General features: G+C 48.2%; 17 protein-coding genes and 1 pseudogene. 10 read left to right on the forward strand and 8 right to left on the reverse strand.

Translation table 11 applies throughout. The features are described from left to right. Positions 1 to 523: 523 nt before the first annotated feature. The 3 genes from K0C01_RS11750 to K0C01_RS11760 all read right to left on the reverse strand — a co-directional run bounded on the left by K0C01_RS11750 (position 524) and on the right by K0C01_RS11760 (position 3,590). Positions 524 to 1,180: a trimeric intracellular cation channel family protein gene (locus tag K0C01_RS11750; protein ID WP_221169883.1), complete on the reverse strand. Its 657-nt coding sequence runs from the start codon at positions 1,178 to 1,180 to the stop codon at positions 524 to 526. 86 nt (positions 1,181 to 1,266) lie between these two features. Continuing rightward, positions 1,267 to 2,388 carry a DUF8167 domain-containing protein gene (locus K0C01_RS11755; RefSeq protein WP_221169884.1) on the reverse strand — a complete coding sequence of 374 codons (1,122 nt, stop codon included), beginning with the start codon at positions 2,386 to 2,388 and terminating at the stop codon, positions 1,267 to 1,269. Continuing rightward, the gene (locus K0C01_RS11760) at positions 2,385 to 3,590 is read right to left on the reverse strand and encodes a TrkA C-terminal domain-containing protein (RefSeq protein ID WP_221169885.1); all 1,206 of its coding nucleotides are present in this window, start codon (positions 3,588 to 3,590) and stop codon (positions 2,385 to 2,387) included. Before K0C01_RS11760 ends, K0C01_RS11755 begins: the two co-directional genes overlap by 4 nt. A gap of 691 nt (positions 3,591 to 4,281) precedes the next feature. Between K0C01_RS11760 and K0C01_RS11765 the strand changes: the two genes are divergently transcribed. The 3 genes from K0C01_RS11765 (at position 4,282) to K0C01_RS11775 (ending at position 6,750) form a co-directional block, all read left to right on the forward strand. Beyond that, positions 4,282 to 4,485 carry a DUF7964 domain-containing protein gene (locus tag K0C01_RS11765; protein ID WP_221169886.1) on the forward strand — a complete coding sequence of 68 codons (204 nt, stop codon included), beginning with the start codon at positions 4,282 to 4,284 and terminating at the stop codon, positions 4,483 to 4,485. A gap of 143 nt (positions 4,486 to 4,628) precedes the next feature. After that, a complete protein-coding gene (locus K0C01_RS11770; protein WP_221169887.1) occupies positions 4,629 to 6,005 on the forward strand; it encodes an ATP-binding protein in 1,377 nt (458 codons plus the stop codon). A gap of 496 nt (positions 6,006 to 6,501) precedes the next feature. Further along, positions 6,502 to 6,750, forward strand: a complete 249-nt coding sequence (locus K0C01_RS11775) for a hypothetical protein (protein ID WP_221169888.1) — start codon at positions 6,502 to 6,504, stop codon at positions 6,748 to 6,750. Here K0C01_RS11775 and K0C01_RS11780 read toward each other — a convergent pair. Further along, a complete protein-coding gene (locus K0C01_RS11780) occupies positions 6,747 to 7,982 on the reverse strand; it encodes a methyl-accepting chemotaxis protein (RefSeq protein WP_221169889.1) in 1,236 nt (411 codons plus the stop codon). The two genes, K0C01_RS11775 and K0C01_RS11780, sit on opposite strands and share 4 nt — an antisense overlap. 615 nt (positions 7,983 to 8,597) lie before the next feature. Between K0C01_RS11780 and K0C01_RS11785 the strand changes: the two genes are divergently transcribed. The 3 genes and pseudogenes from K0C01_RS11785 (at position 8,598) to K0C01_RS11795 (ending at position 11,331) form a co-directional block, all read left to right on the forward strand. Continuing rightward, positions 8,598 to 9,503 carry a DUF8054 domain-containing protein gene (locus tag K0C01_RS11785; RefSeq protein WP_221169890.1) on the forward strand — a complete coding sequence of 302 codons (906 nt, stop codon included), beginning with the start codon at positions 8,598 to 8,600 and terminating at the stop codon, positions 9,501 to 9,503. Positions 9,504 to 9,589: 86 nt separating this feature from the next. Next, a complete protein-coding gene (locus K0C01_RS11790; RefSeq protein ID WP_221169891.1) occupies positions 9,590 to 9,997 on the forward strand; it encodes a DUF2267 domain-containing protein in 408 nt (135 codons plus the stop codon). A 147-nt stretch (positions 9,998 to 10,144) separates the two neighbouring features. Further along, a pseudogene (locus K0C01_RS11795) lies at positions 10,145 to 11,331 on the forward strand (anion permease). A gap of 283 nt (positions 11,332 to 11,614) precedes the next feature. On the opposite strand, the gene K0C01_RS11800 reads toward K0C01_RS11795, so the two are convergent. Genes K0C01_RS11800 through K0C01_RS11815 form a run of 4 tightly spaced genes read right to left on the reverse strand, consistent with a single transcriptional unit; the run spans position 11,615 to position 16,788 of the window. Continuing rightward, positions 11,615 to 13,129 (reverse strand): proton-conducting transporter transmembrane domain-containing protein, encoded by a 1,515-nt coding sequence (locus K0C01_RS11800; RefSeq protein WP_221169892.1) that lies wholly within the window; start codon positions 13,127 to 13,129, stop codon positions 11,615 to 11,617. 2 nt (positions 13,130 to 13,131) lie between these two features. Further along, positions 13,132 to 14,892: a proton-conducting transporter transmembrane domain-containing protein gene (locus K0C01_RS11805; RefSeq protein WP_221169893.1), complete on the reverse strand. Its 1,761-nt coding sequence runs from the start codon at positions 14,890 to 14,892 to the stop codon at positions 13,132 to 13,134. Next, complete coding sequence (locus K0C01_RS11810) at positions 14,889 to 16,463, reverse strand: proton-conducting transporter transmembrane domain-containing protein (RefSeq protein ID WP_221169894.1); 1,575 nt, start codon at positions 16,461 to 16,463, stop codon at positions 14,889 to 14,891. Before K0C01_RS11810 ends, K0C01_RS11805 begins: the two co-directional genes overlap by 4 nt. Then, positions 16,456 to 16,788 carry a hypothetical protein gene (locus K0C01_RS11815; RefSeq protein WP_221169895.1) on the reverse strand — a complete coding sequence of 111 codons (333 nt, stop codon included), beginning with the start codon at positions 16,786 to 16,788 and terminating at the stop codon, positions 16,456 to 16,458. Before K0C01_RS11815 ends, K0C01_RS11810 begins: the two co-directional genes overlap by 8 nt. 244 nt (positions 16,789 to 17,032) lie before the next feature. Between K0C01_RS11815 and K0C01_RS11820 the strand changes: the two genes are divergently transcribed. From K0C01_RS11820 to K0C01_RS11835, 4 genes are all read left to right on the forward strand, one after another. Beyond that, positions 17,033 to 18,355, forward strand: coding sequence for a glutamine synthetase family protein (locus K0C01_RS11820; RefSeq protein WP_221169896.1), 1,323 nt, complete (start codon positions 17,033 to 17,035; stop codon positions 18,353 to 18,355). Further along, entirely contained in the window at positions 18,355 to 19,293 is a 939-nt protein-coding gene (locus tag K0C01_RS11825) for a DUF6885 family protein (RefSeq protein ID WP_221169897.1), read from the forward strand. Before K0C01_RS11820 ends, K0C01_RS11825 begins: the two co-directional genes overlap by 1 nt. Continuing rightward, a complete protein-coding gene (locus K0C01_RS11830) occupies positions 19,286 to 20,803 on the forward strand; it encodes a M20 family metallopeptidase (RefSeq protein WP_221169898.1) in 1,518 nt (505 codons plus the stop codon). Before K0C01_RS11825 ends, K0C01_RS11830 begins: the two co-directional genes overlap by 8 nt. A 410-nt stretch (positions 20,804 to 21,213) precedes the next feature. Beyond that, positions 21,214 to 21,759 carry an Ntn hydrolase family protein gene (locus tag K0C01_RS11835; RefSeq protein WP_221169899.1) on the forward strand — a complete coding sequence of 182 codons (546 nt, stop codon included), beginning with the start codon at positions 21,214 to 21,216 and terminating at the stop codon, positions 21,757 to 21,759. The last annotated feature ends 121 nt before the right edge of the window (positions 21,760 to 21,880 follow it).

Consider the following 21,880-nt stretch of genomic DNA (forward strand, 5'->3'; position numbering starts at 1 on the left):
CGGTAGGAGCAACCTATGTCAGCGTATAACACAAAATCATATAGACGGCTGACCGCTAATAGAGAATCTGTTCATTTATTTCCATCCACGGCTAAAAATCGGCAGGAATCCCCCGGTACTGCACCGCTTGGTTGGAAGGATCAGAGTTGCAGTCGGTTCGACATAACCAGACCACTGGCGAAGTCAAGCCGCCATCTTCGACCTCGACATAGAATGCAAAGGTATCGTGTGTGTCGGAATCCACGGCCAGCGGCTCAACCGGGAATTTCTTCAGATGTAGTGTGGCCCAAATCCCAATATTGTCCGGGGTCTTGGGCAGTTGAGCCGCATGGAGACAGCTATGCCTACGTCTCAGTTACGAACAACACTCTAGATTGACGACCTCATGTTGGTCGGATCCTAATTGTCGACTTCATTCACACTCCTGAACAAATGAAATTTCGCCTCCTACCGCTGTAAATCGTGCGTATGCGCAGATCAGGTTTCAAATATTACGATATATGCCTTTGACGTCAAATGAGTACTAGGCTCGTAGTCGTTCCAAATCTTGTGCTGTAGGGAGACTCCAGCCATATGAGACTGCGATCAACCGAGTCATGACTGTTATCGTCGCGCATGCAGCCGCAGCCATTCCTTCAAGACCCCCAACCGGACCGACCAGCCAATATGAAATTCCTCCTAGGACAGCACAACTCGCATAAAAGTCTTCAAACAGAATGAACGGAGAGCGGTCAAGAAGGATGTCAGCAAATGCTCCGCCCCCAGCAGCATTAATCATTGCAACTGCGATAATTCCGAGCGCAGAGATCCCGGCTTCGGTCGCGACAATTGCACCAGTTGTTGCGAACGCAGCAAGCCCGATTGCATCGGAAATAACCGTAACTGGATGACGCTCTGGTGAAGACAAAGCGATGCTCAATAAGATTGCAAGAAGAATACCAAGTAGACCTAAGCCAATCTCAATCGGTGATTGGAGTGCTAACGGAACTCGCATGACAAGAAGATCACGAGTCACACCGCCTGCAAACGCCATTGCTAACCCAACAATAGCAATGCCAAACAGGTCAAACTCTTCATCAATACCCTTTGAAGCCCCTACGAATGCGAATGCGACCAGCCCGATGGTATTCATAACGGCGAATGGATCACCAAGTAACACCGTGGCAACATCTTGAGACACTGCCTCAGGCTATGGAAAACGTGCGTTTTAGCATTTCGTATTAGGAACAGAGCGCCGGTCGACATGTTCGACGAATAAAAGAGAATTCAGGAAAGCTGTTTAGCCTGCCGAAGTAAATCGGGGCTAGCAATCAGATACAAGGTATCTTGAGCTTGAATTAGCCGGGAAGTGTCTGGGAGAACCGTCGTTGTTCCATCTTCTGAGCGAATTGCAATCGTTGTCCCAGTTAACGCTGAAACTGGCTGACCGATTAGCGTACTTTCTTCGGTTATCGTCACCTTTTCCATTGTCTCTGGTGCAGATCGGAGGAGGGAGGCAAATTCGCGGTCTGCGGATGAACCATCAGGAAGTGTAGCCAGCCGATACTGATTGGTTGCTGACAGAGCATTGACTGCACTGGAATCAACAGCAAGTGTTACAACGTCTCCGTGTTTCCCACGGAATTCACCATCTGTAACAACCGTTGGACTGTCTGTCACATCCCAGACTTGTACAGTATCGCCAGTACTTGCGGCAGCAGGAGGGTCTGCACGAATTGCAACTGCCACGGTTCCCGGAGCAAGTGTCGGTCCAAGGCCAGATGTTCGTCCGCCGACAGCTAGATATTCAACAGATCCGTCGGTCGTTAGTTCAATATCGACGTGCCCGACAGAATAATCCGTTTTGATTCGCTCTATGATTCGGGTTTTGAGCTCAGTCGTGGTGATCGGACGTGGGAGCAATAGGACAGTGTCTGAGATTTCTGCTTTGACTTCCTCAGAAACCGTATCATATCCTGAGATGTCATCGATTTCTTTTGGAAGGCGAACGCGAAGAATTCGTCCCTTTGATCGAACAAGTTCACCAACATTTCCGTCAATATTCGGAAGATGAGCCATGTCTACGATGTTGACTCCAATCCGATCACCGAGTCGACGTCCAAGATCCGCGCCGATGCCTCCAGCAGCAAAGGACAGCAGGGTTAATACTGCCGGCTGGAGTCCAACAGCAATGTCTGTTCCGCCAATGGCTAATCCAAGTGTGGCTGTCGTATTGAGCCAGAGGGCCACGGCACTTAATCCAAGTAAAACAGCAATACCCTCTGGGAGAGGCATGCCAGAATACCACCTGAATAAACTGGCTGCAACTGCTCCGACAACGGTACTGAGTACTCCGAGTCCGAGGATTCGAACTGCACCATCAAGTACAAGTTCAACATTTTCAATCATTGAATAGTCCCCCCAGTGATTACGGTTTCAAAGTCCTGAAGCTGTGATTGAGACCCGACAGCAAAGAGTTCATCTCCAGCAGAGAGGATAATTTCACCATCGGTGGCAAATTCCCATCCTTTTCGTGCTGTTTGTCTGGATCCAGTCTGGCGGAATGCTACAATAGCAATACCATGTTCGTCGCGTATCTTTGGAAGAGATATTGACCGTCCATCAAACGTACTTTCTTTGCGAATCGTAAGTTTTTGGAACTGGTTCCCAGCTTCACGCAATACAGACAAGACCTCAAACTCACGTCGGACACCCTGTGAAGGAATTGCTACTCGAACATCATTCGCTTCAAGCAATGAGCTTACCCGATTCTCGTGAACAACAACAGTTAGACGGGATTGCCCCTGCTGATCAGTCAGGTTCAGACGTTCTCTTTCGGTATCCACATCAGGAGTACGAGCAGATTCGCCAACACTGATTACCTTTCCGCTGATCGTTTGTGAAGGAGTCTTCAAAATAGCTCGATCACCGCGTGAGACACCATCTGGAATAAGTCCAGTTATCGATACGGCCCGACGATTGTGAGGAACAAGCTGTGAAAGACTTCCTAGTGGAGGAGCAACTGTGAGATGTGCATTCCCTTGCTCATCGACTGAAGCGGAAATGTCAGTTAGTTCATGTTCAACTTTTAGTCGGTCTTCTAATCGTGCCTCCAATTCCGGAATTGGAAGATCAGCAGGCAGTGTAACTGCTTCTTCCTGTAGCTTCGTGCGAAGTTCATCGTTAACCGGCGGATATCCTTCCATGTCGGTCACAGACACTGGCCGAATTGTAACTTCGCCAAACCCACCTACAACACGGATTACATCTGCAGAAAGTGTTTGACGTCGAATTGATCGAAGCGAGAATCTACGAGGAAGTTCAGCGCCAAGCTTGTCTCCTTGGCTATGTGCATAAATAGCAAGCATCATTACAATCAAGATTGCCACGATGAACCGTGGAGCACGTGCGACACTCTCATCAAGAAGTCCCATAAGGCCACCGTTAACACCAGCAACAGCAGCGGCGAGAACAATTACTGCAAATGCCGGTATTGATACTCCTGTTGCATATCGAAATAGGAATCCAAGAAACCCAGCAATAAACGCAGGAATAATCCCAGCAAGGAGACCCAAATATACACCTAATAACACCTCCGTCGTGAGGCTCATAATAAAGAATTATTGCTATTATACATACGGTTGTTGGGTATTGACCTACTCCCCCCGTGAGCGGGGTGGGATTCCCACGGCATCACACCGCCTAGTTGGCAGTTTCAGGTTCGCAGTCTCGTTGACATGACCAGATTACTAGCAGGACAAAGCTGCTGTTTGTGATCCTGGCATGGTATTCAGCGGTACCGTGGTTTGTCGGAATCCACAGCCAGCGGTCCGAAGGTAGACAAACCCCCGATATCATCCGTTCAACAGGGCGGCGAAACCGCCTCGGTGTGGCCATGTCTACGATCCGATTGAATACAAGACTTCAGGACGGCTTAACCCCGTGGAGAGATTCTCAGTTGGTGGCTTCATCCACCCCACCCGTAAACGGGTGAGTGTTCGCCTCGATACCGCCGTAAAGCGGTTGATGAATCAGACCCCCGGCGTTTAAACTTGTGGTAATCAACGCAAAATTAATAACTAAACATTATAAATTAAAATTGATATTTGGTTCTACGTTAGTGACGATGGACCGACGAGGATGCCACTGGAACAACTGGAACCTCTTGATGTCAACGACAAGACGGAGCAAGCTATCGAAGACTAGCACTACTGGCTCAACCGCTGATCGTCCTTCGCCAGCGGGAATCCCTGCGTGGGTCGTATCGGAACACACAATCTGGCGGGTACCGGAGCCCCCAATATGCTCAACAGTCTCCCTAACCGACCAATCTCTAAGACGGAGGCTGACACGCTCCCTACTGGGGAAGAGGTAGAGGTAGTGTTTCCACCGACGTCCGAAAGTATCACCGAGGACACCGACGGAGAACTGCGAATTCACGATCTGCTAGTGTTCACTGGCAAGCGAGTTGTAGCGATTGCATACTTCGAAGCTGAGACTGAGTGAACAGTTATTGCCGATCTGGATAACCTGTAGCTGAAATAGGCTCCTCTCTTCTCTTTTTCTCACGTCAAGAAAGAAATCCTTCTTTCCATAATCGTGATTTCCAAAATCCAAAGTTCTAATGTAGCGCGGATTCGATGACCCATATGACACAGTTCGTTGATCGGGAGTACGAACTTGATCACCTGACGGGCTGTTATGAGTCCGATTCCGCCGAGTTCGTCGTCATCTACGGCCGCCGCCGCCTCGGGAAGAGTGAACTCGTCCGTCAGTCCATCTCTGACCGAGACGACGCCATCTACTACCAGGCAGTCGAATCGACCGCACAGAACCAGCTGGAACAGTTCGTCGACGCTGCCACTGCGCAGTTCCCATCGATACAGAACGTCCGACGTGACTGGGAAGTGGTCCTCGAATCTCTCGGCGAAGAAGACGCGATCGTCATCATCGACGAGTTCCCGTTTCTCATCGAGGAAGACGACTCACTCCCATCACGAATTCAGCGCGTCTGGGATCTGCACCTACAAAACACCGAGACGACGCTCGTCCTCGTCGGTTCCTCGATTAGCGTTATGGAGAACAAGGTTCTCTCCGGAAGCGCTCCGCTGTACGGACGCCGAACGGCGACGTTCGATCTCGAGCCACTCTCATTAACTGATTCTCGGCACTTCTTCCCGGGCTACGACCCCGAAACTACGGTCACAGCGTGGTCAATCTACGGTGGGACGCCGTACTACCTGCAGACAATCGATCCTGATCGGTCACTGGCAGCGAACGTCCAACAGTCGATTCTCTCGGAACGTGGGTTACTGTACTCAGAGCCGGAGTTTCTGCTCCGGACTGAACTCCGCCAGCCCAACACGTATTTCAGTATACTCCGGGCGCTTGCTCACGGCCGGCGAACACCGAACGAGATCGCGGGGATGGCCGGTGTCGAGTCACAGTCGCTCAGTACGTATCTGCAGAAACTCCGTCGACTCCGTCTCGTCGAACGACATATTCCGGTGACAGAGTCGCCAACAGCATCGAAACGAGGTCGGTATCGAATCGCTGCACCACTCTTTCGCTTCTGGTTCCGATTCGTCCATGGAAACCAAGATCAACTTCGCATCCTTGGAGATGACGCGTACGAAGAGCTCGTCGCCCCTGAACTCGCGGATTACGTGAGCCCGCTTTTCGAACGGCTGTGTCAGCGGGCGCTCCGAACACTCATCGACCGGCAGTTCCGTGATGTTGGTCAGTGGTGGTTCAAAGAACACGAACTAGACGTACTCGGGCTTACCGATGAGGGCCTCGTTGCTGGTGAGTGCAAGTTCACGTCATCGCCCGTGAGCGAGGGCGTGCTCTCCGATCTCGAAAGAACCACAGCAGAAGTTCAGTGGTCTGGGTCACCCGCGAACGCAGAACCGCTCTACGTATTCTTCAGTCGCTCTGGATACACAGACGATCTTACCGATGTCGCAGACTCTCGGGACGATGTTCGCCTCTTTGGCCTGAGCGACCTCGTTGACCAACACAAGTAAACAAACTTGAGGAGAAGAGCTTTATCGGCGTCGAATCGTGCCGTCTTCAATCTTGAGCAGATTCACACTTCGCGGTTCTTCTTCGCTGAGACTACAGCGTTCGGTCGATCCAGCTTACCAAACCGGAACGCTGTCGACGACATCCTCCTCCGGCTTGTGGTAGTCCCCGAGGGCAAGCGCATCCAAGTCAATCCCGACGCGATCGAGCACTTCTTCAGCTGAGTGGTCGGCCATGAAATCATCCGAGTCGGGAATCGGCGGCGCGAGCAACTGGTGCATACAGAGAAGCGTAAACGTGTCCGAGTCCTCGGTGTCACACGCTCTTCCCGTTTCCGAGGAACACGAGGTGAATACTAATGTCCACGACAGGGCCTTCGACGCCCGGCGGCTGTCCGTTCTGTGGTGCCGACTTGACCTTCTTCCACCCATAACGGGGTGGGACTCCCACGGCACCACACCGTTGGGTTGGGAGTTTTAGGTATGCAGTCTCGTCGACATGACCAGATTACTGCAGGGTCGTTCGAAACTCTTTGATTTTCGTGATGACAAGAATCTTCGATTCTCGAACCACCAAGCCGCCGTCTCTGATCCCGGCATGGGATTCAGCGTTACCGTATTTGTCGGTATCCACAGTCAGCGGTCCAAAGGGGAGGCCTTCAGACGTAGCGTGGGGCGAATCCCGATGTTATCCGGTTACGATGGCGGAAAAGCCGCCTTGGCACAGTCATATCTCCGCCTTATCTAATCCGGCTGAGCTGTGTAGGCTGGTTGTTGTTCTTCAGATATGCTGTTTGAATTATCTATCAAGTTTTGTACGTCTTGGGTGTCGTATTCCCAGATATAGCCTTCAAGTGCCTCAACTTCGTTATGTTCATCAAATACAGCCCTTCCCTGTTCACGGACTTTCTTCACGATGTCATCCGAGGTCTGAATTCGGTAAATAATATCATAGCTGTCACGCTCTTCCACTGCGGCATCAACAGCCTGCTGAACAGCTTCCTGATCATTCGGATGGATTATATCTTCTCCAAGTGAAATGCGGCCCTCAATCAACGCTTCAGGTGGATAGCCAGTGAGTGATTCAGTGTTTGCAGATGCGAACAATGTCGGCCAGCCTGGTTCGTTTTCAAGCCGGTATGCCATTCCTTCAAGACCATTGATAAACTCACTTGCGTGGGTTGCAATTTCAACCTGCCTGCCAGCTAACTCTTTACTTGTCGTCATACGCTGATCGACAGATTCAGACTGATCATACAGATCATCCGTGCGTTGTGCAAGACGGTCAATGCTTTCAGCTTGGGAATCGTTTGCCTCTGCGATTTCTGCTGCCCCTTCGGCAGCAGCGTCAATGCTTTCGGCAAGGTCCTCAAAGGCATCACGAGCGTCGGTAATACGCTTGCTATTTTTTCGCACCGAGTCACGGGTTGCTTCAGCTGCGTTTAAACCGGTCTCGGTGCTACTTTGTAACGCATTGATAGCAGATCGGATCTCATCAGCATGATTGCTTGTTTCTTCTGCCAATTCCTTAATCTCATCAGCAACAACGGTAAATCCTTCAGCACCAGAATCAACGCGAGCCGCTTCGATGTTTGCATTCAGCGCAAGCAGATTTGTTTGGTCAGCAATGTCCGCGATGAGATCTGTGACCTCATCAATACGATCCATCTGCTCTCCAATGCTTTCCATCGCTTCAACTAACTGTCCGACATCGTCTTCCATCACATCACTTGCATCGGTTGCCTCTTGAGCCGTAGACACCCCTCTGTCAGCAATCTCAGCTGCCTCCTCGGCAGCCTGAGCTGCCTGCGTTGCTCCAGCAGCGACCTCTTCCATTGTTGCTCCGACGTCTTCGATTTCTCCACTAATTTCCTCAGCAAGTTGCAATTGCTGATCAGCGGTTTCCGCAGTTTCACGAATATGCTCAGCGATTTCTTGTGAGTGAGTGATTAGTTGTCGTAGTTCGTCGGTTTGGCTCATGCTAGAGATATAGTTTATAAAACCAAGTTACTTTGGGTTCTACTTGAAGTGCTCTACCTCGCTCAATGGTAATCTGCACTTCCTACGCTGCTGATTTAGCTAATCACAGACAGATTCTCTTCATAGAGTCTCAAGCCAGATATCAGGGAACTTGCCTCCGTGGGAGGAACCCGACACTTGCTGACGCAAACACCGAGGTCAAGCCTTGAGATGGTTGCCTTGTACCGCCTCTATACTCGAAGTTACAGATTCTCAGCGGAACGGATCCGAGCAGTCATACACAACTCCGTGCACTGGACAAACGATTTTGCAGTGCTGTTTTCGAACCTGTCGATCGCACTGTGGACATCCTATGCTGTTCATTAGTTGGACAAGTGTCTGCACTATTGACCGAGCAATTATAAGCGGTTCTCCGAAACAAAACGTCTGCTGTACAGGCGGTCAAGGCGACTGTACCGAGGCTTGCCCCCGAGGCAGTTGACATCCTCAGTCCGGTTAACATACATGTTAATAAGCAAATGAATGGCAGAGTTTCCGTGCTATGCCCTTACAGTGTTCATTACAATTGCTACCGGACGGGACGAATAATGTAGTTTGAGGTACTAGCTGGTCATTGTGAAGAACAGGATCATTAAGACGCTTCGACAGCCAGAGTATACAGGCGAAAACCGTTGTGAGCCATGTACGATAGCTAACATCGGCATTGCAGCAGTTGTGTCAGGTGTCATTGCCCGACGGTCAAAGCCAGCTGCGTTGGTCGCGTTCGCTGGATCAGTGGTACTGATATACCTACGAGGATATCTGATTCCAAAAACACCGGAACTAACCAAGCAATATCTCCCAGCACCGATCCTTCGACTCTTTGGGAAAGACCCGTATCCAGATATGCAGTCTGGTATTCAAACTACTCCAACCCAACCACAAGAAGAGAATACGGAAGGGCAGTCAACTCCGAGCCGTGAAGGTGATGAAGGTGAACAAATCCTTGTCAAAGAGATGGACAAAGAGACATATTTCCGAGAAATCGGAGTCATAGAGGAGTGCGAAGATATCAATGACCTGTGTCTCACTGAAGAATTTAACACGGAATGGATAAATAAGATGGAGGCAACTGATGCAGACACGATAACCAGTGCTGATATTATCAACACAATGGGCATTGATGACGAACCGGTTGGTGAATTTGAGTTGATCTCCGATGGTGATGCCTATAGACTACAGCGAGAAGAGCGAATTATTGGACAGTGGCCTTCGGCCGCTGCAATGCTTGCAGACGTTACAGGTGCTCAAGTACTTGATGACTGGCATCCATCTTGGACACGCATAGACGCAGCACAAAAGGGAGAACTCCTTAATGGACTCCGATTATTCTTGGAGACATGCCCAACCACCGGTGGTAACATCGTTGCTGGTGAAGAAGTCGTTGAGTCGTGCTGCCACTCCTATGAAGTAATTGCCATCTCATGCGAAGAGACAGGGGAGCGAATATTTGAGCATCCCGTGAGTGGAATTGACAAGTAGTCTCCTTAGATATCCAAGTTTTATATTCATTATCGTATATGTTGCCAAAACAATAATATAGCTTGTAGTGTTAGATATTAACTGTCATGAATTACAATGAGTTCATCGGTCAAGTTCAGCATCGATTAGAACTTCCTGGCCCAGGGCAGGCAGTTAGAGCAACCCGGGCAGTGCTGACGACGCTTGGAGAGCGACTACACGAAGGGGAAGCAACGGATTTAGCTTCGCCACTACCGATGGAGATTGACCGGTTTTTGAACACCGCTGAGTCAGGACAACGATTCGACTACACTGAGTTTTTAGAACGGGTTAGTGAACGAGGGAACGTTGATAAGTCGACGGCCAATCGACAAGCACAAGAAGTTCTTGGCGTTGTGTCAGAGGTTGTGCCACCAGGGAACATTGAAAAGGCAAGAAATCAGCTCCCAGAAGACTATGAACGATTGTTCGAACTCACTGATATCGAAGCCGATGACATCGAAGAGGATGCCTAAGCGTCAATTGTTGAACTACTCCTACCTACTTGCCGCCGTTGGCGACTCCTTGGGGATGGGAACGTAGCCTGTAAAAGTTAACTGCTTATTGGATACGCAAATACTGTATGGATTGACTTTTGATAGCCGCGGTAATATAGTGTTGATGTGGAAGGAATATTACTTGTCATTGGATTTGTTGTTGCCATCTTTGTAGGCTATAATATCGGAGGGGCAACAACAGGCCCAGCATTTGGTCCAGCGGTCGGGGCCGGGGTTATCTCAAAGACCGTTGCCGCCGCACTGATGTCGATATTTTTCTTTGTGGGAGCATGGACAATCGGAACACGAGTTGTTGAGACGCTTGGATCTGATATTGTTGGTGGTGCGGATGTATTTACGCTGCAAACGGCAGCAATTGTACTGTTGTTTATTGGAATTGCACTGTCATTGGCAATTACTTTGGTGTACCAGCATCGACGTCAATGACTGCAGTAGGAGCAATCGCTGCACTCGGAGCGGCCTCTGGTGAACTTAATTGGGAGGTAATGGGTGAAATTCTTATCTGGTGGATTGTTGCCCCAATTATTGGGTTTTGGGTCTCTGGTGTGATTGGTCGGTACTTTTACTCGCATATCAACCAGTGGATTGCATTACAGCAAAGTGACGGTCCTCTCGTTGAGATTGACCGGTCTGGAAAAATACCCCGGATCAACCGCGGACCAGGAACGACTGACAAGGAATTGTATGGCGCAGGGATTGTCGTGCTGATTGGCTGTCTGATGGCTTTCTCTTCGGGAACATCAAATATCGCCAATGCAATCGCACCACTGTATGGAGCCGGAGCTGGCGGAGTGAGTATGGCGACACTCGTCATTATTGGGTCCCTTGCGGTGACTATTGGAGCATTTACAATTGCTCGTCGGACAATGGAGACGCTGGGGAACGATATTACGGATTTGCCGTTAACAGCAGCGATTGTGGTAGCAACCGTTGCATCGATTTTGACAACGGGGCTGTCTGCAATCGGTATTCCGGCTTCATTTGTGATTATTGCAACAATGTCGATTATCGGCCTTGGCTGGGGACGAGCAACCCGATCAGCAGAGTCGTTACAAGAGACTGTTAAGAGTGATACAGATGCTGGTGTCTCTGTCGGTGCACTAGCGGCCGATGAACCAGGTGAAGAAATGCCGGAAATCGGAGAAGAAGATCCTGAAGAACTTCCTGGGAGAGCAGACCTGTTCGACCCTGGAACAACTGCACGAGTTATTGTCATGCAAAATATTGTGCCGGTAATCTCAACCGTTGGTGCGTATCTAACATTTGTATTCGTTCCTGTCGGCGGAATTTGAGTTAATTATAATATACCGTGTCCACAATTTTAGTATGAGGATTAAATGCACAAACGTAAACCATGAAGGTGCGAAACGCCGACGTGGTTTTATATATTTTTGTTGTCGGACTACTGGCATCTGAGATTATTTTTGAGATGTCAGATCGGCTTCCCGGAGATTGGTTTTATTTTATACTGGGGATGTCACTGTTCATCAGCTCGATTGTGTTGTTCGTTAATCGGGCACATTGATCGGAGTAGTATTTAGAGAATTGCCTTTGTTGGATTTGCTCATTGCTCTATTATTGGAGAAGATCAGTAATTGCTGGACTAAGCAGTGTTTCGATCCATCCAGACAACACACCGATTGAGATTGCAAGCAATGCCGCAATTACTATACCAATAACCATCTTGCGGGAAACGGGTTTCATTGGGACGGTTGGGCCATCAAAGTCCACAAAGTATACTCGATTGATAAATGGAAGAACATATGCAAGGGTCGACAAGGTGCTCACAATAACAAGAAACGCAACTATACTCAGCCCTTCAGCGATAGCTCCGGTCGCAATGTACCACTTTCCGATGAAACCAACAGTTGGTGGGAGTCCGATCATAGCAATTCCTAAGATACCAAACGTCAACGCAGAAGCCGGCATTCTATCAGCGAGTCCAGCATACTCTGTCATTGTTCTGGCCCCATACTGTAATGCAAACATTCCAGCCACTAGACAGAGTGCACCCTTGATAATACCATGCCCGAAAATGTGCAAGATGGCTCCAAATACTGCTCGTTCGTTGGCAATTACCAGGCCAGTCATTACAAGTCCAACCTGTGAAATCGTTGAATAGGCCAATAGAAGCTTCATTTTCTCCTGTAGTAGGGCAAAAAGGTTTCCAGCCAACATCGTCACAATAGCGGTAATAAGCAGTACTGTTGTCAGCGTGGCATTCACCTCAAGGAATTCTGCGCCAAAAATGGTGTATGCAACACGGGTAAACGCATAAATCCCTACTGCTGGAACAACACCCGAAACTAATGCACTAACCGCATCTGGTGCATCAGCGTGGGCACGAGCAAGCCACGTATGGACCGGAAACAGGGCAATGTTAACACCCAATCCAACGAACATTAGGATAAATACTGTTACTGTGTACGGATCTTGGTATCCAACTGAGCTGATCGCCTCAGCTGCTGACCCGAAGCTGAATGATCCTGCAGTTCGAACCAAGAGTAAGACACCGAACAGATAGATTGTTGCTCCAATTGCACCCATGACAACGAGTTTAAAAGCAGCATATGTTGCCCCTCGCCGCTTTCCGGCGTCAACAAGAATGCCGGTGGCAATGCTTACACCAAGGATGAAGAGATAGATCATAAACAAATCGCCAATGACCGCAACGCCAATGACACAGGCGACAAGAAAAAGATAGGCCATATAAAAGAGAGAACCACGTGGACCAACCGTTCGTGTATACACCAAAATCCCGACAGCTAGTAAGACATCCAGAAAGATCACAACTGCAGAGAATGCATCAGCACTGATGATGACTGGAGGAGTAAGCATGCTCGGGTCAATGCTATACTCAATTGGTCCATGTACGACAATTACGGTAGTCAGTACTACAGATAATACAAAGGTCACCGTCGTCGTAATGGCTGCAATCGGCCATCCAATTCGAGAGAGGTGTTTTGTTGACGACAGTCTCGCAAGTAACCCAATAAGTAGTGAGCCAAACAATGGAATAACAAGGACGGCTAATGCGAGAGATTCTGGTCCGATCATTTCCACTTCAAGCTGAGATATTGTTGAATACATTGTTATGTGATCAATATTCCAAACACCAGCCCTGTGATGAGTACTGCCAACACAACAGCAATGCTCATGCCTAACCCAATCCGGAGTCCGGTCGTTCCTGGCACCTCATATTTGCGGCTATGATACTTCGTTGCTAACGGTTCTGGCAACGCCCGTTCGATTGTCTGTGTTGGATTCCGAACCAACAAAACACATCTCCATGAAAGCTCAGAGACAGTGGCATCTATATTCTGAAACGCGGTCTTAACCGTTCCTGTAATCCATTGCATACCGTAAAATGTCGCCGGATCACGCACTCGATTTATGTCAATACCGCCGCTGAAATTCTGAATGATTGACTTTCCAGCAACAAAGAGGAATAATCCAACACCAGCGAGTATGGCTGTTTCAGCAATTCCGTCGAACGTGTAAATAGCTACATCGATCGATTCGGCATGTGGCAAGATTGAAAATAGTAGCTCATACCAAATTCCAAAAAGAACACAAATTCCAGCGATGACAATCATGACACTGGACCGTATGGATGGGATCGATTCGGTTTGCTGTGGTTCGCCGGACAGAAATGCATAATATCCAAATTTGATAAAGGAGAGAAATGTACCAACAGCTCCGATTGTAAGAAGGAGCCATACACCGGTAAGATCAGCACTTGACGCCGCATCTAACACTAGTTTTTTGCTCACGTATCCGTTGAAGCCAGGAACAGCGGTAATTGATAACGCAGCTATGACGAATGTAGCCAGCAGTATGATCGATTGGGCGCCAAGCGCACCGAATTTATCCAGTTTCTCTTTACCTGTTTGAAGCACAATCGCACCAGCAACCATGAACAGCAATCCTTTGAACAATACATTGTTCAATAGATGTGCAAACCCACCGGCAATACCAAGACTAGTTCCAATACCAACGCCAGCAAGCATGTACCCAATTTGTGCTTGTATATGGTAAGCGAGGAGACGGCGCATGTCTTTCTGTGCCACAGCATAAGTAGCTCCAAATACAGCCATGATACCGCCAATATATGCAATTAGCACATTACCGTCCGGAAACGCACGATAGGTTGCATACACTGCTGCTTTTGTTGTATATGCGGATAGAAAAACTGAGGTAGCAACGTGTGGGCGCGAATATGCATCCGGTAGCCAAATATGAAATCCAATTATCGCGGCATTAATCAAAATCCCGACTGCGACGAGAATAGTGGCAAAACCTTCTGTAATTCCGTCACCAGTAAAATGGAATGTTTCTGGCGTGATTCCAACAGTAGCTCCGTGGGCAGCCAGTCCAATCAAAAGTAGCGATCCACCGACTGCATGCACGACAGCGTATCGAAACCCAGATCGTACAGCATCTCCTTTAGATAGCCAGATAAGAACGGTGCTGGCGATTGCCATCATTTCCCAGCCAATCGCTAGAGAAACCCAGTCGCCAGACAGAACCGTAAATAGACTGCCACTGACATAACACAGTGCAACGAGTAAGTGTGTTCTCCCAACATCAGTTGACATTGCATATCCAACCGCTGCGACGCCAAATCCAGCGAATGTTACGCCCATCAGTCGTGTGACATCGTTAATTTCGACGACAAGCTCAAACCCGACAAACGAAACGAGTTCATACATACCAGATGGAACAACCGCAATATACAGAAACACTCCAGTGAGTCCGGCCAAGCCAACAACATAGCTAAGCCGTCGAGGTAACCGCCACGCAAAAAATCCAAGCGCAACAATAACGAAGGCCGGGTGGATCAGCTCAATCATATTTGTCCCTCCACAGATTGCTCAATCGCCAACACAGCGATCTCATATATTGATGTTGTATCCGCAAGAAGACCAAACGCAATGACCACTGCTGCAGTGATGGCTGTCGGCCACAGTAAAGTTGCTCTTGTTTGTTCACCAGTCCATTGAACTGCGTCAGATTTGTTATTTGATGCGAGTGAGATCCCTCCAAATGGTCCATCAAGAAGTGGCTTTGTGTCGTGGTGTTCTGGAGTTTCAAAGAATGCTGTGTAAACAACCGGCCAGAGATATGCGACCGAAAGAACACCAGCTAAAAAGAATACAACGAGAGCAGGGATACTTTCAGTTCCGCTTCCAAGCATTAGATTCCATTTGCTGACAAAGCCAGCGAATAGGGGGATTCCAGCGAGACTGAAACTACCGATTGCAAATCCTGTCATTACAATCGGCATCTCCCGGGCTACACCTGCCATATTATCAATGTCCTCAAGTCCTCGCTCGGCGTACAATGCCCCAGCACAGAAAAATAGCGTCAGCTTAGCTGCTGCATGCGCAATGATATGTAAAAGTCCGCCCAGCACAGAGAGTGGAGTTAATATTGCAAATCCAAGCACAATGTAAGACAACTGTGCGATTGTCGAGTACGCGAGTCGACGCTTAAGATTGTTCTGTCGTAATGCGAGGAGTCCAGCTAAGAGAATCGTGATGCCAGCGATGACCGCAAGAGGAGTAAGCAATCCGGTTGCTACCGCGGCTGCCGGACCAAATACATCAAGAATAACTCTACCAATGCCAAATACACCAGATTTTACCACTGCAACAGCATGTAACAGCCCAGAAACCGGTGTTGGGGCGACCATCGCACTTGGAAGCCATGAGTGAAGTGGCATAATTGCTGCTTTAACACCAAATCCGAAAATTAAGGATGCAAATGCAACACTAGCAAGAAGAGATGACTGGGTTACCGCCGCCAGTTCTGGAATACCGCCAGCCACAAATTCAACCGTTCCAGCCAGATAAAAGACGAACACAGTTCCAAGGACAGCTGCTGTTCCCCCAATCAAAACATATGCAACATATTTGTATCCCACGCGACGGGCCTTCTGTGTCTGGTCATGTGCGACAAGTGGATACGTTCCAATCGTCATGAACTCATAAAAGAGCACAAGAATGAGCAAGTTACCAGCGAATGCAACGCCGACAGCAGCTGCCAGACTCAGTGCAAGTGCAGCAAGAAACCGTGGACGTCGTGTAGAGTGTGTTGCTTCAAGATATCCAACAGCATAGATAACCGTCACGACATAGAGTCCACTGGCAACCAGTGCATAAATCATTCCAAGCGGATCGGCACGGAGTACAAAGTCAATATCAGCAACAAGGACACCCAGTGCTGTCTCATATTCTACACCGGAGGCAGCTCCCGGAATCATACTCGCGACAATTAAAAATTGGCCAATTGCCGCAAGCAGAATACAACCAATGCGAAGTCGTCGTCGCTCAGAAAACACCATGACGAGGATCATTCCGACAAGAGAGATAGTGACAGCAGCCAGCGGTCGAAACGAGTCAATAACAGTTGGGTCACTCATCGTCTGCTAGATCACTCCGTATCGCTGCTTCCTCAGTGGTATCGAACGTCGTTGATAACTGTCGTAGTAGATAGACTGCTGTCCCGATGACCAAAGCAAATACAATGAGTGTAATCAAAAAATAAGATCCAATTAAGGATCCGGGCATTCCAATATCAGCCACCTGTGTATCTACGACCGTTGTCGACACAAGCCAGATGATTACTGCGATCTGAATTCCAATCACGCCTAAGATATTCCATTCATACGAGATATTTGCAATAACAATTGCTACTGCCAACAAAAACACCAGCACAGTAAACACATCAATCAGGCCAATGGACATGATCAAGTCGCCGTGCTTTGATTTATATTTTCCGTGAGATCCACATAAGTTATTCTGTGTGACACGGTATGATTCCTCAGAGTACTGTCTAATATCATCTTTTATTTATCGTTTTCTGGAGTATTAAGAAGACAAGGCTTGCTCGACAATTATCAATCACATGGAGAGGGAAAGAGAGTGACGTGTTGGTTAATTTCGCTCACAGAATAGAAGAATTATGTACGTGAATCCGATGTATGAACATATGTCACAGCCAGATATCCCCGGTGATGTTGATTTTGTTCGGATGTTTTATGTTGGCAACGATGGGGTAGTTCGTGGATACATTGTCCCTGCAGACCGGATCAAAAGTGTTGCAGAAAATGGAATGAACCTAGCGAATGCGATGCAGTCGTTTATGTCACTTGATGATTTATCCCCAACAAGTTACTATGGCCCGGACGGGGCAGTCCGGCTGATGCCGGATATGTCCACATTCAAGTCACTTCCATACGAGCCTCGGACGGGATCAGTGATGTGTAATATCGAGAACCATGAACAGGAACCATGGAGTGCAGATCCCCGGTCGACTGCACAGACATTTCTCGCAGAGCTAGACGTTAACGTTAATGCGGCGTTCGAGAGCGAATTTTATTTGCTTGAGCAGGGCGACGATCCAGATCCAATTGATGACTCTGTTTGCTTTGATCCGGCAGGGATGCAGCATGCCAGCAATGTCGTGTACGAAATTGTCGATGCGCTTGAAGCACAGGGAATGGATTTCGTAACTTATTATCCAGAATATGGCCCTGGACAACAAGAAGTAGTTGTTAGTCATGATGAGGGAATTACAGCTGCTGACAACCTTATTCGACTGAAGAATACTGTCAAAGGTGTCGCAATAAATAACGAGTTAGATACAACATTTCTCCCGATTCCATTCGAAGGTGCAGCTGGAAGCGGTTGTCATATTCATCTCTCACTTTGGGATGACGGGGAAAACCTGTTCCATGATCCACAGGAAGACGAACCATATCAGATTTCTAGAACAGCGCGGCATTTTATTGGCGGCATCCTAGAACATGCTCCTGCACTTGTTGCGCTCACTGCCCCGTCAGTAAGCTCATACCGTCGACTTCGACCGCACATGTGGGCTTCCTCACACACATGCTGGGGCTTTGACAACCGAGAGGCACTTGTTCGGGTTCCATTTGCTGAACATTCCGACCCGGAAGACACGACCAGAATTGAATTCAAAGCTGGTGACAACACTGCGAATCCATACTTAGCATTACTTGGCGTCGTCGCAGCTGGCATGGATGGCATTGATCGTGAGTTAGATCCCGGAAAGCCGGTTAAAACAGATCCAATGGAGCTCTCAGAATCGGAGCGAGAAAACCGAGATATCACACGATTGCCTAAAACGCTTGGTGAAGCCGTGAATGAACTTGAATCAAGCACGTTCTTTGCTGAAGTGTTCGGGGAAGATCTCTTTGAATCCTATGTTGATGTGAAACAGGCACAGTGGAACGAGTTTACGGGCGAAACGACCGAATGGGAGCTGACAAACTTGCGACGATCATTCTAATGACTGAAAGCATACCACCACAATTTCCGGCTGGAGAATTGTCTGTGACAATCGGACCAGGATTCCCGTCTATCCATGAGGAATATCGATCTCTCCGGGATCAACGGGACATGGTATGTGGAGCATATACGCTCACGTATTTGCTTCGGGCATATGGAATCACCCATTATGATAACAATCAGTTGACGGTTGATGATGTTGCAGCGTTAGCGGGTACCGGCTTAGAGGAACGAAACCAGCGTCGACAGAACGCAATTCGTGACCAGATTGAAGACGGGAAGATTCCAGCATCGCGAGCAAAGCAATGGTATCCAAGCGAGTATCTTGAACGACGGTTACAGACGGTTGAAACAGGCGGAACAAGTGTAAAAGGAGTCGTTAAAGCCTGTGAAAGAGCTTCGGATGGATTGGTGTCAGCTATTCCAGTGCCAAGTATCATCGACGGGGAAGTGCAATTAACTCGTGATCGATTCGAGACCATTGTGCGAGCGTTTCTTGCTGATAAGATTCCAGGACAGTTGATGGCGAACTATAATATGTCACACACATTTGCTCCAGCATCGTTACTGGGACATAAATACAATTTCACCAGCCTATTCACACAGTGGGACAATATTGACTATTTCAGGACGATGGACTGGGATATTGGTCACTTTACCTCAATTGCTGGGATCATCTCTCGAGAAGGATATGAACAGCAGTATCTTGTGATTCGTGACTCATATAAGACATTTGGCTGGAATGGATATCACTTACAACCGCTTTCGTTGATTTGTGATGGTGTTGTACGAGAGGAAGATCACCGGGATGGAGGACTTATTATCGTTGTGCCAAATAGTGCAACAGACACCGTCATGGAGTTTCTTGAGGAGATCAACATGAAAACTGGACTGTGGGATAACGGGAGTCCATACGCACCATTACAAGACAATGAATAAGACAAGCTTGACGCCAGCGGAACAACGATTCATCGAAGCAGGAAATAACTGGATTGACCAACACCGCGATGGGATCCTCGAGCTACTGACTGAACTAGTTAATAGGCAGAGTCTCTCTGGCTCTGAAGGAACGGCAGACGATCCAACGTCTGTCGTTGGGCATCTCTGGAATCGACTCCAAGCAGAAACAACATACACAGCGCTTGAAAGACAGCAAATTCCGCAGAATGTTGATTACGCTGAGCACCCCCGAGAGAATATTTATGCCACGATTGAAGGTTCGTCTGATGATACGGTTATTTTGACGACACATACAGATATTGTCGCTGAAGGGCGGGTCGACGCATGGCCGAATAATACGCCATTTGAGCCAACTGAAGGAATTGCAGAATACGTTGATGACAACGAAATCAGGTTGCAGACAGGATCTGTAACCAAGCACGGTTCAATTCGAGACCAGATGGACCGTGTCTGGAAGATGCGCGATCAGGACACCAAGCCTGTGCTAATTGGACGTGGTGTATATGACAACAAAGCCTCCATCGCATGCTTGTTTGGGATGCTATGCGGCATTGAAGCGGGACTATCCAGCCATGGCCTGCAACTGAATGGGAATGTGGTTCATGGCCACCTTGTCGATGAGGAGATTGGTCAACTTGGAATCAAAGCGATGGTTGGATGGGATACAATGGATGGCTGGCTTGACACAACGCCGTTTGCTGACACAGTTGGTGTTGTACTTGAGGGTTCGTATGGATTTGTTCCGGTAATTGCTCATCGAGGGTTAGCATGGATTACGCTACGAGCGGAAGGGGAATCCACTCACGCCGCAACTCCGCACCTTGGACATAATCCGGTTGTCGCAATGGGCAAAGCACTGGCAGAGTTGGAATCTAATTCATTCAAACAAGAGTTTAGTACACTATTTTACGATGATCCGATCCTTGGCACCCCGACAGTTGCTCCAGGAACAACGATTGCCAGTGAGGGGATTCACTCAGTACAAGGAGATACAATAGATCGATCTGATCTTAATACAGTTCCAAGTTGGTGCGAAGCAACGCTTGATGTAAGAGTACCACGCTGGAAAGGGTTTCCAGAAGAACGCGCAGACATCTTAACGCAGATGGCAAACAAAGTAGAAATAGCTGCCAACCGGATGTCAGATGATGTTGAGTTTACTGCAACAGCCGCAACTGAGGACTTTTTTCCACCAATTGCAATTGCAGAAACCAATGAAAAAGCACAATCTCACCCTCTGGTCGATGTCGCACGGGAGAGCACTAACCATACACTCGGCTACTCACCAGAAACTGAAATCGCTCCGGGCGTAACTGATGCGACCTTTTTGTATCACGGGACACGAGCACCGACACTCGTGGAGTATGGACCGGCAGGAGCGTGGTCTCACGAACCATGGGAATTTGTCGAGACAGAGCAAGTGATTGATGGTGCCAAAACACTCCTTGAGCTATCAGTTAGACGGCTAGGAGTGACAGCGACAGAATGAAGTGTCCCTGCCTACTCGCCGTCGTTGACGGATCATTAAGAAAGGGGAACCACTGCCTGCGTTCAGCTAAGGACAAATCAATTAACAGTTCTCAGTAATCCGATTATCTTTACTACAGTCTCAATTGGACGAACAATGGTCTCGCGCTGAATACATCCTCTGATCCTCTCTATTTTGTATCAACAATACTAACGCAATAGTGAAATTTACCCGCAAAAGCGGTAGAGAACTCAATAATTATCGAGAGGGTGCTATAATTTCCCACAGCGCCAACCAACGAATACAACCGCAAATTGTCCGACTTAACTTCATTAGACTAATTAAAAATCATCTTGGATTACCGAGGACTCTTAAATGATACTGTTCAGATCACAGACGAGTGTTATACCTTTGCACACTAACATATGTATATGAGTACGGTTGTAGCGATTCAGACTGATCATGGGGTGGTCATTGCTGGTGATAGCCACGTGACACAGGCTGGAACAATTACCAGCACATCTGCTAATCGAGTGATTGAGTATGACCAGATCGGCGCTGGCGTCGTTGGCCAAAGTGGAGCAGTCAATTCGTTTGAACGCAGGTTCGAGTCCGAGCTCAAAAAGTACGAGCTTGAGGCCAGCGGAGAACTTGCAATTGATGCTGCTAGCCAAATTGCTGTAGCGTGTGCAGAAAACACAGGCATCGAAGCTGTTGTTGGAGGTTACGACGAAAACAAAATTGCACAACTCCGACAAATCGACGACGATGAGTCCATTTTGCCAGAGCAACAGATAGCGCTTGGAAGTGGCGCACAGCTCGCGCTTGGACAGCTTGGAGCAGTTAACAATTCACAAAGTATAGCCTCAGCCGAAGAAACAGCTCGATCTATTCTCAAAACCGCTGCACAACGGGATCCAAGCACTGGCGGTGAAATCGATATTTGGTCACTTGCCAACAATACAGAAAATCGATAGCTGTGTGTTCAGAGATGCAGGGTAATACACTTCAAAATTTTAGTGTTTTCCCGAGACTAAACGAGGCAACAGTAGCGGGTTTATTATTTATCTCATGAGATATATACGTTCTGAATGACTA

The sequence above is a fragment of the Salinarchaeum sp. IM2453 genome, assembly GCF_019693215.1.
Classification (GTDB): Archaea; Halobacteriota; Halobacteria; order Halobacteriales; family Salinarchaeaceae; genus IM2453.